10 protein-coding genes are annotated in these 14861 nt (G+C 59.8%); 5 read left to right on the plus strand and 5 right to left on the minus strand.

From position 1 onward, the window contains the following. Nucleotides 1-30 precede the first annotated feature (30 nt). Entirely contained in the window at nt 31-3510 is a 3480-nt protein-coding gene (dnaE, locus tag AB5Y99_RS12040) for a DNA polymerase III subunit alpha (RefSeq protein WP_368209776.1), read from the plus strand. 15 nt (nt 3511-3525) lie between these two features. Continuing rightward, complete coding sequence (accA, locus tag AB5Y99_RS12045; protein ID WP_005338549.1) at nt 3526-4476, plus strand: acetyl-CoA carboxylase carboxyl transferase subunit alpha; 951 nt, start codon at nt 3526-3528, stop codon at nt 4474-4476. A gap of 286 nt (nt 4477-4762) precedes the next feature. Here the strand turns inward: accA and AB5Y99_RS12050 are convergent, their stop codons facing one another. Together AB5Y99_RS12050 and tal are read right to left on the minus strand one after the other, a co-directional pair. Next, the gene (locus tag AB5Y99_RS12050; RefSeq protein ID WP_005338547.1) at nt 4763-4945 is read right to left on the minus strand and encodes a DUF3545 family protein; all 183 of its coding nucleotides are present in this window, start codon (nt 4943-4945) and stop codon (nt 4763-4765) included. A gap of 159 nt (nt 4946-5104) precedes the next feature. Next, a complete protein-coding gene (gene tal, locus AB5Y99_RS12055) occupies nt 5105-6055 on the minus strand; it encodes a transaldolase (RefSeq protein WP_019445226.1) in 951 nt (316 codons plus the stop codon). A gap of 701 nt (nt 6056-6756) precedes the next feature. On the opposite strand from tal, the gene AB5Y99_RS12060 reads away from it, so the two are divergent. After that, entirely contained in the window at nt 6757-8187 is a 1431-nt protein-coding gene (locus AB5Y99_RS12060; protein WP_013724018.1) for a sodium:alanine symporter family protein, read from the plus strand. Nucleotides 8188-8249: 62 nt separating this feature from the next. On the opposite strand, the gene AB5Y99_RS12065 is transcribed toward AB5Y99_RS12060, so the two are convergent. Genes AB5Y99_RS12065 through AB5Y99_RS12075 form a run of 3 tightly spaced genes read right to left on the minus strand, consistent with a single transcriptional unit; the run spans nt 8250 to nt 12167 of the window. After that, entirely contained in the window at nt 8250-10265 is a 2016-nt protein-coding gene (locus AB5Y99_RS12065) for a DUF3488 and transglutaminase-like domain-containing protein (RefSeq protein WP_323890823.1), read from the minus strand. Further along, nucleotides 10252-11247 (minus strand): DUF58 domain-containing protein, encoded by a 996-nt coding sequence (locus tag AB5Y99_RS12070; RefSeq protein ID WP_323890824.1) that lies wholly within the window; start codon nt 11245-11247, stop codon nt 10252-10254. The genes AB5Y99_RS12065 and AB5Y99_RS12070 overlap by 14 nt, the downstream gene beginning before the upstream one ends. Then, a complete protein-coding gene (locus tag AB5Y99_RS12075) occupies nt 11247-12167 on the minus strand; it encodes a MoxR family ATPase (protein WP_323891193.1) in 921 nt (306 codons plus the stop codon). The genes AB5Y99_RS12070 and AB5Y99_RS12075 overlap by 1 nt, the downstream gene beginning before the upstream one ends. Nucleotides 12168-12531: 364 nt before the next feature. Between AB5Y99_RS12075 and AB5Y99_RS12080 the strand changes: the two genes are divergently transcribed. Then, complete coding sequence (locus tag AB5Y99_RS12080; RefSeq protein ID WP_323890826.1) at nt 12532-13704, plus strand: MFS transporter; 1173 nt, start codon at nt 12532-12534, stop codon at nt 13702-13704. A gap of 18 nt (nt 13705-13722) precedes the next feature. Continuing rightward, nucleotides 13723-14685 (plus strand): HTH-type transcriptional regulator YidZ, encoded by a 963-nt coding sequence (gene yidZ, locus AB5Y99_RS12085; protein ID WP_075114980.1) that lies wholly within the window; start codon nt 13723-13725, stop codon nt 14683-14685. The last annotated feature ends 176 nt before the right edge of the window (nt 14686-14861 follow it).

Consider the following 14861-nt stretch of genomic DNA (forward strand, 5'->3'; position numbering starts at 1 on the left):
ATTTAGTTTGAGCAGCGAGAGGAGATGACGATGGCTGACCCCCGTTTTATCCACCTGCGAGTCCACTCCGACTTCTCCATGGTCGATGGCCTGCAGAAGATCAACCCCATCGTCGGGGCGGCGGCGGCCAACAACATGCCGGCGCTGGCGCTGACCGATCAGATGAACATGTGCGGTCTGGTGCGCTTCTATGGCGCTGCCCACGGCAAGGGGATCAAACCCATCGTCGGGGCCGACTTCTGGGTGCAGAGCGATGAGCTCGGCGACGAGCAGTTCCGTCTCACCCTGCTGGCTATGGATAATGACGGCTACCAGAACATCACCCTGCTTATTTCCCGCGGTTACCAGCGCGGCCACGTGCAGGGGCGGCCGGTCATCGACAAGAGCTGGCTCGCCGAGCATGCCAAGGGGGTGATCGTCCTCTCCGGCGGCCGCGAGGGGGATGTGGGCAAGTTCCTGCTCAAGGGCAACCGGCAGATGACCGAGCAGTGTCTCGCCTTCTACCAGACCCACTTTCCCGACGCCTATTATCTGGAGCTGCTGCGCACCGGTCGACCCGACGAAGAGGTCTACCTGCACATGGCGGTGGCCATTGCCACCGAGTTCGAGCTGCCGGTGGTGGCCACCAACGAGGTGGTGTTCCTCAACGCCGAGGACTTCGACGCCCACGAGATCCGGGTTGCCATCCACGATGGTTACACCCTGATGGACAAACGTCGTCCGCGCCGTTACAGCCCGCAGCAGTACCTGCGTAGCCAAGAGGAGATGGCGGAGCTGTTTGCCGACATCCCCGAAGCGCTGGAAAACACGGTGGAGATCGCCAAGCGCTGCAACGTGACGGTGCGTCTCGGCGAGTACTTCCTGCCCAACTTCCCGACCGGCGACATGACTACCGAAGATTTTCTGGTGGCCAAGTCGAAAGAGGGTCTGGAGGAGCGTCTCGAGTTCCTGTTCCCGGATCCGCTAGTGCGGGCCGAGCGCCGTCCCGAGTATGACGAGCGTCTCGACATCGAGTTGAAAGTGATCAACCAGATGGGCTTCCCGGGTTACTTCCTCATCGTGATGGAGTTTATCCAGTGGTCCAAGGACAACGGCATCCCCGTTGGTCCGGGCCGGGGCTCGGGGGCGGGCTCTCTGGTGGCCTACGCCCTCAAGATCACCGACCTCGACCCGCTGGAATTTGACCTGCTGTTCGAACGTTTCCTGAACCCCGAGCGGGTATCCATGCCCGACTTCGACGTCGACTTCTGCATGGACCGACGCGACGAGGTGATTGAGCACGTCTCCGACATGTATGGTCGGGATGCGGTCTCCCAGATCATCACCTTCGGCAGCATGGCGGCCAAGGCGGTGGTGCGGGACGTGGGCCGGGTGCTGGGTCACGCTTACGGCTTTGTCGATCGCATCTCCAAGCTGATCCCGCCGGATCCGGGCATGACGCTTGCCAAGGCATTCGAGGCCGAGCCCAAGCTGCCCGAGCTCTACGAGCAGGATGAGGAGGTCAAAGACCTCATCGACATGGCCCGCCGCTTGGAAGGGGTCGTGCGTAACGCAGGTAAACACGCCGGTGGCGTGGTGATCGCGCCCACCAAGATCACCGACTTTGCGCCGCTCTATTGCGATGATGAGGGCCATCACCCGGTCACCCAGTTCGACAAGAACGACGTGGAGTACGCCGGTCTGGTGAAGTTCGACTTCCTGGGTCTGCGAACGCTCACCATCATCGACTGGGCGCTCGGCATGATAAACCCGCGTCTTGCCAAAGAGGGCAAGCCGCCGGTGGACATTGCCGCCATCCCCATCGATGACAAGAAGTCGTTCGACCTGCTGCAGCGCTACGAGACCACAGCGGTATTCCAGCTGGAATCCCGCGGTATGAAGGATCTCATCAAACGGCTGCGCCCCGACTGCTTCGAAGATATGATCGCACTGGTGGCGCTGTTCCGACCGGGCCCGCTTCAGTCAGGGATGGTGGATAACTTCATCGACCGCAAACACGGTAATGAAGCGATCTCCTATCCGGACGAGAAGTGGCAGCACGAGAGCCTGAAACCGATTCTGGAACCGACCTACGGCATCATCCTCTATCAGGAGCAGGTGATGCAGATCGCCCAGACCCTGGCGGGTTATACGCTGGGTGGCGCGGATATGCTTCGCCGGGCGATGGGTAAGAAAAAGCCCGAGGAGATGGCCAAGCAGCGAGCCGGTTTCGAGGAGGGCGCCGTCAAGAATGGCGTCGACGGCGAACTGGCGATGAAGATCTTCGATCTGGTGGAGAAGTTTGCGGGCTACGGCTTTAACAAATCCCACTCCGCCGCCTACGCGCTGGTCTCCTACCAGACCCTCTGGCTCAAGACCCACTTCCCGGCCGAGTTCATGGCAGCGGTAATGACCGCCGATATGGACAACACCGACAAGATCGTGACCCTGGTAGACGAGTGCCAGCGGATGGGGCTGACGGTGATCCCGCCGGATGTGAACACCGGTCGCTATCGCTTCTCAGTCAACGAAGATGGTCATATCGTCTACGGCATCGGGGCGGTGAAAGGGGTCGGTGAAGGCCCCATCGACGCTATCCTCAGCGCCCGGGATCAGGACGGCCCGTTCCGCGATCTGTTCGACTTCTGCAACCGGGTCGACATCAAGAAGCTCAACAAGCGGGTGATGGAGAAGCTGATCCTCTCCGGCGCCATGGATCGGCTCGGCCCGCACCGCGCCGCCCTGATGGCGACCCTGGAGGAGGCGATGCGGGCCGCCGAGCAGCACGCCAAGGCGCAGGCAGTGGGGCAGGTCGACATGTTCGGCGTGCTCACCGAAGAGATTGACGACGTCAAGAAGGCGTTTGCCAACGTGCCGCACTGGCCTGACAAGGTGTGGCTGGAAGGGGAGCGCGAGACCCTCGGACTCTATCTCACCGGCCACCCCATCAACCAGTACAGCAGCGAATTGCGTCGTTATACCTCGGGTCGCCTGTGCGATCTGCATCCCACCTCCCGCGATACCGTAACCACGGCGGCGGGGCTGGTGATTGCGGCCCGCAGCATGGTGACCAAGCGTGGCAACAAGATGGGGATCTTCACCCTGGACGACCGTTCCGGTCGCCTCGATGTGACCCTGTTCAGTGAAGCGCTGGAAAAATATGAAGAATTGATGCAAAAAGACCGCATTTTGGTGGTTTCTGGACAGGTCAGCTTTGATGACTTCTCCGGTGGCCTTAAAATGTCGGCTCGAGAATTACTGGATATCAACGATGCGAGGGAGCGTTTTGCCAGAGCAATCCGCATCTCCCTCGATGAACAGCGGATTGATGATCGCTTTTTCCCGCGTTTGTGCGAGATTTTGGAGCCCGCCCGTGCCGGAGTCTGTCCGGTTCAGGTAAACTATCGTCGCCCCGGCTCCCGGGTGCGATTGACGCTCGGTACCGAGTGGCGGGTGACGCCCACCGATCAACTGATAGATGACTTGCGAGTCCTGCTTGGACGAGAGCGGGTTGAATTGGTTTTTGATTAGAGGTTCTAAGGCCCTATGAGTCTTTTTCTGGATTTTGAACAGCCGATTGCCGAGTTGCAGGCGCAGATTGATGAACTCAAACATGTGAGTGAAGGCAATCACGCCGTGGATCTGAAAGACGAGATCCGCCGGCTGGAGAAGAAAAACGAAGAGCTGACCAAGAAGATCTTCGGTGATCTGGGTGCCTGGCAGGTATCCCAGATGGCGCGTCATCCCCAGCGCCCCTACACCTTTGACTATATCGAGCATATCTTCACCGATTTCGACGAGTTGGCTGGCGATCGCGCCTATGCCGATGACAAGGCTATCGTCGGCGGCATCGCCCGTCTCGACGGCGAGCCGGTGATGGTGATTGGTCACCAGAAGGGTCGCGAGACCAAAGAGAAGATCAAGCGCAACTTCGGCATGCCGCGTCCGGAAGGGTACCGCAAGGCCCTGCGTCTGATGGAGATGGCCGAGCGCTTCAAGATGCCGATCATCACCTTTATCGATACCCCGGGCGCTTACCCTGGCGTCGGTGCCGAAGAGCGTGGCCAGTCCGAGGCGATTGCCCGCAACCTGAAAGTGATGGCCGGTCTGACCGTGCCGGTGGTCTGCACCGTGATTGGTGAGGGTGGCTCCGGTGGTGCGCTGGCCATTGGCGTGGGTGACCGCGTCAACATGCTGCAGTACTCCACCTACTCCGTCATCTCGCCGGAAGGGTGTGCCTCCATCCTGTGGAAGAGTGCCGACAAGGCCTCCGTAGCTGCCGAAGCGATGGGTATCACTGCCCAGCGTCTGAAAGAGCTCAAGCTGATCGACCACGTGATCGACGAGCCCCTCGGCGGTGCTCACCGCGATGTGGAGAAGATGGCCAAAAACCTCAAGGCCCGCATCAAGCAGGATCTGGACGCCCTGCGTCCGCTCGATACCGAGCAACTGCTGGAGCAGCGCTACCAGCGTCTGCTGGGCTACGGCTACTGCTAAGCGCAGCCGTCAGCCCCGAGTGTTCAGGCCCCCGTCATCGACGGGGGTTTTTTATTGCTGATGACTTGTCTTGCGGTGATTGCCCCAATGCGCCCTGAAACGGCACAGCTCAGTCTTCGCGGGTGAGGGGCAGGGTTGGTATGCCACGCTGTTCATGAGGGCTGTCAGTAGCCTACAGTATCCTTTGGTATTGCTGGCGATGGCATGACAAGCCACGTGATCATCCGATTGCGGCAGAAAAAAGCGCCCCGACTGTGCGGAGCGCTTTTACAGGTGTCTGGCAGTATTACAGTTCAATCTCGTCTGTAAGACCTTCATAGGCGATATCGATGGATTGCAGCTCCTTCTGCAGGCGATGTTTGTCTTTCAACGCCTCGATTTCACGCCATTTACGTTTTTTTCCCGTTGTCCCGCGGCTACGCGAACCGAGTTCAACCACCTCGTCATAATCGAAGTTGAACATTTCCATGGCTCCCTCCTTGGTTTTTATCGTTTTCACCACCCGTATAACATAACGAATCTGAAATTAAAACGTTTTCGTGACGACTCTATGACAGCGCTAAAAAAGCCCATGAAAAAAACCGGGCCCCTTGGTAGGGGCCCGGTTTTTATCAGAAAAAAGAACTGATTACAGACGGCTTGCCAGCATGGTTTCCAGCTTGCCCTGGTCGATGGCGAACATGCGGATGCCTTCGCCCAGCTTCTCGTGAGCCATGGCATCCTGGTTCAGTTCCCAGCGGAATTCGGTTTCGGTCATCGGAGTCGGTTTGGCCTTGCGCTCACCGGTGTAGTCCAGTTTGCGTACCACGGCGCCTTCGGTCTTGCTCAGCTCTTCCAGCAGGGCCGGGCCAATGGTCAGGCGGTCGCAACCGGCCAGTTCCAGGATCTCGCCGGTGTTGCGGAAGCTGGCGCCCATCACGACAGTCGGGTAGTCGTGCTGCTTGTAGTAGTTGTAGATGGAGGTGACGGAGACCACGCCCGGATCTTCGCTGGCGGTGTAATCACGGCCATTTTTGGCCTTGTACCAGTCGAGGATGCGACCCACGAACGGGGAGATCAGGAAGGCACCGGCTTCGGCACAGGCACGGGCCTGGGCGAAGGAGAATAGCAGGGTCAGGTTGCACTGGATACCCTCTTTCTCCAGCACTTCGGCGGCACGGATCCCTTCCCAGGTGGAGGCCAGCTTGATCAGAATGCGGTCGTTGCTGATACCCGCTTCGTTGTAAAGACGGATCAGCTTGCGGGCCTTGGCGATGCTGGCTTCGGTATCGAAGGAGAGACGGGCATCCACTTCGGTAGAGATGCGGCCCGGAACGATCTTCAGCACTTCCAGACCGATGTTGACGGCCAGCTTGTCGCCCGCGTCGATGATTTGCTGTGCCTTGTCCTGGCTCTGGGCTTTGGCCCACTTGATGGCGTCTTCGATCAGCGGAGCGTACTCGGGGATCTCGGAGGCCTTCAGAACCAGAGAGGGGTTGGTGGTGGCATCGATGGGCTGATAGCGTTTGATGGCTTCGATATCACCGGTGTCTGCAACAACAGTGGTCAGGGCTTTCAGCTGGGTTAATTTATCGGCCATAGCGAATATCATCTCTTAATGAGGGAGTAATCCCTGGGTTGCGGGCTTGAGACGGTGGTTCTGAAATAAAATTACAGGATCTTGGTGCCTCAGGCTCAGAAAAGCGCGATGGGGGCGGCCCATCGTCATTGCCTGCCTAATTAATACTGATGTGGTGCATCCTGCAATAGGGGCGCTTGGTTGTTAAACATTCAGGCTGTTGAGTTATCCCGTTTTATGGCTTGAAACTATATGATTAGTAAGGTTTTTTACATTTCGTTCCGACCTCGCTCCGGTTTGCTTTCAGCTGAACTTTTTTAGCCAATATCCATATTTGTGTCGTCGATCACATAAATTATCTCACTACGTACTTGAAATTTAATTACAGCGAAAACGTTTGGCGAAATGTCTCCGTTTGAAAGCCATTTCATGCAAGCGTTTGCGTTTTCGGATAGCTCATCAGGGATATACCAAAATGGTTCTCTTATGGGGCTTAATGGTGGCCTGTCTGATTGAATTATTGAGTTTGTTGAAAGTTTGCGATTTAAATGGAGCTTTATGGGCTTTTACCGTTCGTTTTTTGTGTCTCGCGTGACCGGGATCACTATTCCGGGCTCTCCCGCTGTGCTAGATTCCGCCCCTTTAGCGAAACGCTAATTAAACGACAGACAGAAAACGGTCAGCGCAGACTGACCATGGATGTGAATAACAACGAGAGAATTATGGACACCTTGATTGCGATGCTAAACGACCTGATGTGGGGAGCTGTGCTCATCTACCTGCTCATCGGGGTCGGTATCTTTTTCACCTTCCGCCTGGGTTTTATCCAGATCCGTCACTTTGGCCACATGTTTTCCGTGCTGAAAAACAGCCGTAAATCGGACAACGCGGGCATCTCCTCTTTCCAGGCCCTCTGTACCAGCCTTGCCGCCCGTGTCGGCACCGGCAACCTGGCCGGTGTGGCTGTCGCCATCTATCTGGGTGGCCCCGGCGCCATCTTCTGGATGTGGCTGATTGCCTTTATCGGTATGGCGACCGCCTTCGTCGAAAGCACCCTGGCCCAGCTCTATAAGGTCAAGGATGAGGATGGCAACTACCGTGGTGGCCCGGCCTACTACATGGAGAAAGGCCTTGGCATGCGCTGGATGGGGGTGGTCTTCTCGCTCTGCCTGATCCTGGCGTTTGGTCTGGTGTTCAACGCGGTGCAGGCCAACTCCATCAGTTTGGCGATGAAGGTGGCGTTTGGCATTCCTGACTGGGTCAGCGGTCTGGCGCTGGTGGCGCTCTCCGGCCTGATTATCTTCGGTGGCATTCGTGGCATTGCCCGTTTTGCCGAGCTGGTAGTGCCCTTTATGGCACTGGCCTACATCCTGCTGGCGCTGGTGATCGTGGCGATGAACATCACCGAGTTGCCCCATGTCTTCATGCTGATCATCAAGTCCGCCTTTGGGATTGAGCAGGCAGGCTCGGGTGCGCTGGGTTATGCCATCTCCCAGGCGATGATCAACGGTATCAAGCGCGGTCTCTTCTCCAACGAAGCGGGGATGGGCTCTGCGCCCAACGCTGCGGCAACTGCCACTCCCTATCCGCCGCACCCGGCCTCTCAGGGTTATGTGCAGATGCTGGGCGTCTTTATGGACACCATCGTTATCTGCAGCTGTACCGCCGCCATCATCCTGATGTCAGGTCAGTTTGAGCCGGGTTCCGGCGTGACCGGTGTCGAGCTGACCCAGCGGGCGCTCTCCTCCCAGATTGGCAGCGGTGGCAACATCTTCATTGCGGCGGCCATCTTCTTCTTCGCCTTCACCTCTATCGTGGCGAACTACTCCTATGCCGAGACCAATCTGGTGTTCCTCGAGCACAACCACAAGGGTGGCCTGATGCTGTTCCGGGTGTTCGTACTGGGGATGGTGATGTTCGGTGCCGTGGGTGAGTTGCCGATTGTGTGGGCCATGGCGGATGTCTCCATGGGGCTGATGGCCATCGTCAACCTGGTGGCGATCCTGCTGCTCTCCAGCGTTGCCATCAAGCTGGCCAAGGATTACAACGACCAGCTCCGGCTGGGCAAGGTGCCCACCTTCGATGCCAACAAATACCCCGAGATCCGTTCCCAGCTGGAAGAGGGGATCTGGGACAATCCGACCAAAAAGTAACAAGCGGTGAGTCAGACCTCTTGATTAAAACCTGAAGGGGGAGCCGGTGGCTCCCCCTTCTTTTATGGCGCACTCGTTGGCTGTTGATCCCAGCGCCGAACGAGCTGTCTGACACGCCGTCGTAACTGGCGCCTGCAGCGCCCTTGTTGCCGTTCGCTGAGGGGGGCATAACGCCAGAGTCGATAGAGCCACGCACTCTTTAGCAGGGAGTGGGCAAGGTCGGGACGCAGCCGTGCCAGCCGCTCGCACCATGTCCCCATGCTCTCGGCGGGCTGGGGTGGGTAGCCACTGTGTTTGCCCCGTTTGAGCAGGGGCTGCCAGATACGCCGCTCTGGCGGCAAGCGGGCGGGCAACAGCAGGGGCAGGCTCACCAGCAGGGCGACCAGCATCAGGCTGGCGAGGATCAACCTGGGAGTGTGCCCCGCCAGTGCGGGCCAGCGCAGGCCGATTTGTTGCCAGAGCTGGCCCGCATCGTAACCAATCACCCAGCGACTCCACTGGTAGTCGATATTGTTGCCCCACCAGCGCAGTTGATTGAGCAGGGCCCAGTTGCGATAACGCTGCAAAGCGAGGGGGTCGGCAGCGGTAAACTCGTCGCTCAGCGCCTCCCTCACGCCGCCTTCAATACGCTCCGGTGCCACTGCCGCAGTGGGGTCGATTCGCCGCCATGATCCCTCTTCATCGAGATACTCTACCCAGGCGTGAGCATCGAACTGGTGTACTGCCAGATAGTTGCCTCTGGGATTCCACTCGCCGCCGAGATAACCGGTGACCAGCCGTGCCGGAATACCGGCGGCGCGCAGTACGAAAGCGGTCGCCATGGCGTAGTGGCCGCAAAAGCCGCGCTTGGTATCGAACAGGAATGCATCCACCCCGTCACTGCCAAGCCGTGGCGGGGTCAGGGTGTAGTAATAGGATTGGCTGCGAAACTGTTCGAGCAGGGCGGCGACAAGCGTGCTGCGATCCGGATAGCGTGCCGCAAGCTCTTGGCCATAGGCTCGCGCTCTCGGGTTGCCCCCGCTAGGCAGTTGCAGGTTGCGCTGGGCGGCTTGGCTGTCGTTCTCTGGCTGCGCTTCGCCGCGGCCAATGCGATAGCGGATTGCCACCTCGCCGCTCCCCTGTCGATAGAGGGTGTCTAGAGGGGTTAGCAGCACCGGACCCGCCAGCAGGCGCGGTTCACTCAGAGCAAAGGCCCAGCGGTGGCGCTGGGGCTCGGCGATCACCTCGTAGCTCCCGGCGGGTAACGGGTTATCTGCCAGTTGAGTACTGCCTTGTGAAGAGGATGCCAGAAGGGTGAGCCCGGTTTGCACCGGTACTGTCTTTTGCCACGCCCTGATCTCGGGGCTAAGCAACCAGCGCTGGCCATCGAAAACCTCTTGGCGCATCACCGGAAAGTAGCGCTCGCGGGCAGGGGGTGGGCCATCGGCAAAAGTGACCCGAAAGGCCAGCTCCGAGGAGTTGACCAGTTCGCTGATATCGCCGGGGGCCAGCTCTTCAGAGAGGCCCGACAGGGCACGGCTGGTGGTGGGCATCTGCCAGAGGGGCGGGAGTCTTGGCAGCAGCATAAACAGAGTGATAAGCAGGGGAAGCGCCAGCAGCAGGGCACCACCCGCACTGCGCCAAGGCCGTTTCTGTTCGGGGGCGATGGCGGCCACCAGCGCGGTCACTGCCAGCCAGAGCGCCACTCCCATCCCAGCCGTCCAGCCGATGCTTTGTCGCTGTACCAGCGCCAGCGCGATGAGAAAGAAGGCGAGCAGCAGCACCAGCTCGATATCCCGCTCGCGCTGTACCTCGATCATCTTGAGGCTATAGCCGAGCCAGAGCAGATTGATCAGGGCGGGCAGGGTGCCCAATGTGCGCCACTGCAACCCCAGCAACAGCACAGTGGTGATGGCCAGCAGCGCCAACCAGCGGGTAGGCAGGGGCGGCCAGCCGCGCCACAGCATCATGGCCCGGATGCCGAGGGTTGCGGCGCCCACAGCCACTACCCAGATCTGCAGTTGGGGCCAGAGCGCTGCGACCAGCAGCAGCTGTTGCAGGGCGATGAGTGGCAGCAGGCGACGGTTATTGAGCAGCATCTGACCTGCTCTCCTGTGGCTTGCCATCGAATCGGGCCAGTGCCAGCAGGCAGCGCTGCACAAAGGCGGCACCGCTATCGGGCCCCAGCGTCTGGTTTGCCAGTGTCAGGGTAAAGGGGATGCCCCGCTTGCCGTAATCGCCGCACCACCAGGCCAGCACCGCCAGCCGCTGCTCCAGATCCCCGCCCGCGACCCGCGGCAATGTGAGGCGAGTGTCATCCTGCTGCGGTTCATGGAACTGTTTGGTCAGCAGGCCGCGCCCCTGGGCAAGTTGTTTCCAGGCGACTCGGCTCAGTGGTTCACCGGCCTGATGTGTCCGCAGGGTATCAAAGTCACCGAGAGTGGCCGGAGCGGGCTGGCCCTGATGCCCCTCGCTTTCGGTCGCATGTTCCCCTCTTAGCGCCCCGAACATCGGTTTGGGGGCGAGCCAGCCCTCCAGTTGCAAGTCCAGCAGGGACCAGCAGCGAAACAGGCCGAGAGGGTAGCGGCTCTCGACCCGCAATCGACCAAGGTGCAGTGGCCCACGGCGCGAGCCCGATACTGGCAGGATAACTGTGCTGGGCACAGCGTCGGCCTGTGCCAGCCAGAGGGTGCCTTCGTTGAGGCTAAACCGGAGCGCCTGCACCGGGCGAGGGCTCTGCACCAAGATACGGATAGGCAGCTGGCTACTCGCTTCCCCCAGCACCAGCGGCCCACCCAGCAGCTCCAGCCCCAGCAGGTTGCGGTGGGTGAGCCACATGGCTGCCATAAATAGGCTGCCGAGGCAGTAGGCCACCAGCAGTACCAGATTGTTCTGGTAGTTGGTGCCGAGCAGATAGATGGCGAGCAGCACCAGCAGATAGAGCAGCCCCATGCGGGTGGGGAGGATAAAGAGGCTGCGGGTACCCAGCGTGATCTGGCGGGCCGGGGGAATGCGGCGGTCGAGCCAGCGTCGCTGCCAGCGGGCTCGCCACTGCTGCCAACGGTTTAGCAATTTGCTCATCAGGGATTGTCCGGATCGACCTTGGCCAGCAATCGCTGGCTCAGGGGACAGGCTTCGCCGTGTTGCACGCCAAAGCTACCCCGCAGCCGATGCTCGGCCACATAGGGGAAGACTGCCTGCACATCTTCTACCGTGACAAAGCGCCGCCCCGCCACCAGCGCCCAGGCACGGCTCACCGCCAGCAAGGTCTGGGCTGCACGGGGGGAGAGGGGCTGCGGCAGCTCCCCATCAAAGCGGCTCTGGTGCACCAGTGCCAGCAGGTAGTCGAGGGTGGAATCGGAAACATGGATAGCATCACCTTCCGCTTGCAGGGCAGTCAGCTCGGCGGCATTCAGCATGGCGGGCAACGGGCCAGTCGGCTGGTTGCCCCGCAGTAGCTGGCGCTCCGCTTCTCGCGGCGGAAAACCCAAAGAGAGTCGCACGGCGAAGCGGTCTAGCTGGGATTCCGGCAGTGGATAAGTGCCCGCCTGATCCGCCGGATTCTGGGTGGCGATGACGAAAAACGGATCGGGGAGGGGATGCGTATTCCCCTCAATGCTCACCTTGCCCTCTGCCATCGCCTCCAGCAGGGCGCTCTGCACCTTGGGGCTGGCGCGGTTGATCTCGTCCGCCAGCAGCACCTGGGTAAAGATGGGGCCGGGGTGAAAGCGAAATGTTTGCTGTTGGGGGTCGAAGATCTGCAGCCCCAGCAGGTCGGCGGGGAGCAGATCGGCGGTGAACTGCATCCGCCTGCATGCCAGCCCCAGTACCTGTGCCAGCGCGTGGGCCAGGGTGGTCTTGCCCATACCGGGCAGATCCTCGATCAGCAGATGACCGCGCGCCAGCAGGGTCACCAGCGCGATTTTCAGTTGCAGCGGCTTGCCCAGAATGACTTGCTCCAGTGCCGCCAGCAGCCCGGCAATCTGCTCTTCTCTCTTCATTCCCTTCATACACATTCCCTGTATTGCGTCGCCCCTACAGCTTATACGCCCGCAAGGGCGAAGGCGGATAACAGACGGGCGGTAAAGTGCAGCGCAGGGACGGTAATGAGCGGGAGGTGACCCGGTTTATTGCTGAGTCTGCTCGATTCTATATGGCCGTTCAGGCACGTAGCTAAATACAATATTTCCTGATTGGAATGTACCGATCGCTATCTCTTCACTAGGTGAGGGTGGTGTGCGCCCATATAGTTGCCCCATTGCGACGCGCTGCGTTGTTACCTTTGTCACCACCTTGGCCCCGCCACTGTTCGCCTGTCGCTGTGATCTGGCAGATATCGGCAGACCAATCTGTTATGGAGTATCCATGCCTGTTTTCCTGTTGTGCACTTTTCTGATGATCATCCTCTATCCGGTCGGGATCGATCTCTATCTGGTCGCCGTGCCCAAGATTGCCGATGCCCTGCAGGCGAGCGAGGCGCAGATCCACACCGCCTTCTCTATCTATCTGTTCGGTATGGCGGCGACCGTGCTACTGGGCGGGATGATTGCCGATCGCTTCGGGCGGCGCTGGGTGGTGCTCGGTGGCGCGCTGATTTTTGTCCTCGCCTCGCTGGTGGCAGGCAATGCGGAGGGGATCAGCCAGTTCTATTTCGGCCGTTTCTGGCAGGGAGTCGGGGCCGGTGCGCTCTATATCATGACCTTTACCGTGCTGCGGGACGTGCTGTGTCAGGAGCGGCTGGCGATGGCACTTTCAATGATTAACGGGGTCATCTGCGTGATCCCGGTGCTGGCGCCGGTGCTCGGTTACCTCATCCTGTCCCATTTTGACTGGCGCGGGATCTTCGTGGCGATGGCGCTGGTGGCTGCCATCAGCGGTCTGGTGAACTTGTTGCTGCTCAAGGAGACCCGTCCGGCTCGGCAACCGGGGAGTGGTGCTGCGCTGCCCTTTGCCCTGCTGCGCTCCCCGCGCTTTATGTTGCTCTCCCTGCTGACCAGTGCCAGCGTGACCGCCATTTTGGTCTATGTCAGCGTCTCGCCGCTGATCCTGATGAAGGAGTTTGGCTTCACCACCGAGCAGTACTCCATCGTGATGATGGTGATGGCTGGCGTGAGTATGTCCACCTCCTTCCTGACGCCGCTGCTGTTGCGCTGGCTGGGCAAACAGAAAGTGCTGGCGGTGTCTCATCTCTCCTATCTGCTGGCGGCGTGCTCACTGATCGGCAGCTGGCAGACGGGGGGCGATATCCATCTGCTGCTGCCGGGGTTTGCGCTGGTCTGTGTCGGGTTCTCCTGCGGCTTCGGGGTGGCGATGGGGGAGGCGCTCGACGGTTGCCAGCACAATGTGGCGTTTGCCAGCGCCGTGCTCTGCATCATGCAGATCAGCCTCTCCGGCCTCTATATCTGGTTGCTTGGCCGGCTCGGCTTTACTCCGTCCGAGATGCTGATCTATGCCCTGATGCTGGCTCTACTCAGTTACCTGGCTGTCAAAGGGCTGTTACCATGGCTCGCGCTTCGTGAAGCGCGCTCGCAAGGCTGATGGAAGATGAGAGGGGATATGCGCAATCTGGGTGAACTCGATTTGAACCTGCTGGTGGTGTTCAAGTACCTGATGCAGGAGCGCAGTGTGGCAGGGGCGGCGAAAAAGCTCTGTGTCACTCCGTCGGCGGTGAGCAAGTCTCTGGCCAAATTGCGGGAGTGGTTTGACGATCCCCTGTTTGTGCGGGTACGGCAGGGGTTGCAGCCCACCAACCTCTCCCTGACCCTGGAGGAGGAGTTGAAGGTCTGGTTCCAGCTCACCGACAGTATCACCTCGCTCAATAGCGAGGCGATCCCCGACGGAGCCCGTTTCACGCTAGTGATGGAGTCCCCCTTTTACATCAGCTTCCTGAGCGATCTGCCCATGACCATCTACCAGAAGTACCCCAACTCGGTGGTCAGGATGCTGGGGTGGGATCACCACTCCCTCAACGACATCGTCAATGGCGATGCGGATCTCGGCTTCTGCGCCCGTGAGACCCATGGCCGCTCTCAGGCCAAGGTCAATCGGTTGCCCTACTACATCGATCACGAGGTGCTGTTCACCGATCGCCCGGTGGTTTTTCTGCGCAAGGATCACCCCTTGCTCCAGCAGAAGTGGTCGCTGGAGAACTTTCTGGCCTGCCCCCAGATCAGCATGGTGTGGGAAGCGAACGATACCTGGGCCCTCGACAGTCTGCTGGAGGACGAGGGGCTGAAGCGGGAGGTACCCATCATGGTCTCCAGCTTCGAGCAGGCGCTGCATATTGCCTCCCAGTCGAGCCACGAACTGATTGCGGTGGCTCCTTCCTACTGCGGTGGTTATGCCAGTCGGCATCACGGCAATCTGATCGCCATGCCGCTGCCGCTCCCCGAGAAGCTCTACGCCCAGCTGGAGATCGCCTTCATCCTGCTGTGGCATAAACGGCACAATCAGGATGCCAAGGTGATGTGGCTGCGCAACGAGATCCGGCGGCTCTACAACGACGAATCGCCACGCTAATGTGGCCGAGACGGTACCCATTGATCAGCCGGAGCCATCTGCTCCGGCTTTTTGTTGTCGTATCGCCCGGATGAGTGGGCTTTGGCACGACTTAAGTGCCGAGTTCGGGTTCAAGCTGTGTGCCATTCAACTCTCTTTATGCACAGATTGGCCTTGGTTGCACGTCTCGAGTGAAG

This window comes from Aeromonas sp. R4-2, assembly GCF_040908295.1.
Taxonomy (GTDB): Bacteria; Pseudomonadota; Gammaproteobacteria; order Enterobacterales; family Aeromonadaceae; genus Aeromonas; species Aeromonas veronii.

Bases quoted from the DNA above. Each gene is read 5' to 3' on its own strand.
- tal (WP_019445226.1), bottom strand. From the start codon at position 6,055: ATGGCCGATAAATTAACCCAGCTGAAAGCCCTGACCACTGTTGTTGCA.
- AB5Y99_RS12050 (WP_005338547.1), bottom strand. From the start codon at position 4,945: ATGGAAATGTTCAACTTCGATTATGACGAGGTGGTTGAACTCGGTTCG.
- AB5Y99_RS12065 (WP_323890823.1), bottom strand. From the start codon at position 10,265: ATGCTGCTCAATAACCGTCGCCTGCTGCCACTCATCGCCCTGCAACAG.
- AB5Y99_RS12060 (WP_013724018.1), top strand. From the start codon at position 6,757: ATGGACACCTTGATTGCGATGCTAAACGACCTGATGTGGGGAGCTGTG.
- AB5Y99_RS12070 (WP_323890824.1), bottom strand. From the start codon at position 11,247: ATGAGCAAATTGCTAAACCGTTGGCAGCAGTGGCGAGCCCGCTGGCAG.
- yidZ (WP_075114980.1), top strand. From the start codon at position 13,723: ATGCGCAATCTGGGTGAACTCGATTTGAACCTGCTGGTGGTGTTCAAG.
- dnaE (WP_368209776.1), top strand. From the start codon at position 31: ATGGCTGACCCCCGTTTTATCCACCTGCGAGTCCACTCCGACTTCTCC.
- AB5Y99_RS12080 (WP_323890826.1), top strand. From the start codon at position 12,532: ATGCCTGTTTTCCTGTTGTGCACTTTTCTGATGATCATCCTCTATCCG.
- accA (WP_005338549.1), top strand. From the start codon at position 3,526: ATGAGTCTTTTTCTGGATTTTGAACAGCCGATTGCCGAGTTGCAGGCG.
- AB5Y99_RS12075 (WP_323891193.1), bottom strand. From the start codon at position 12,167: ATGAAGAGAGAAGAGCAGATTGCCGGGCTGCTGGCGGCACTGGAGCAA.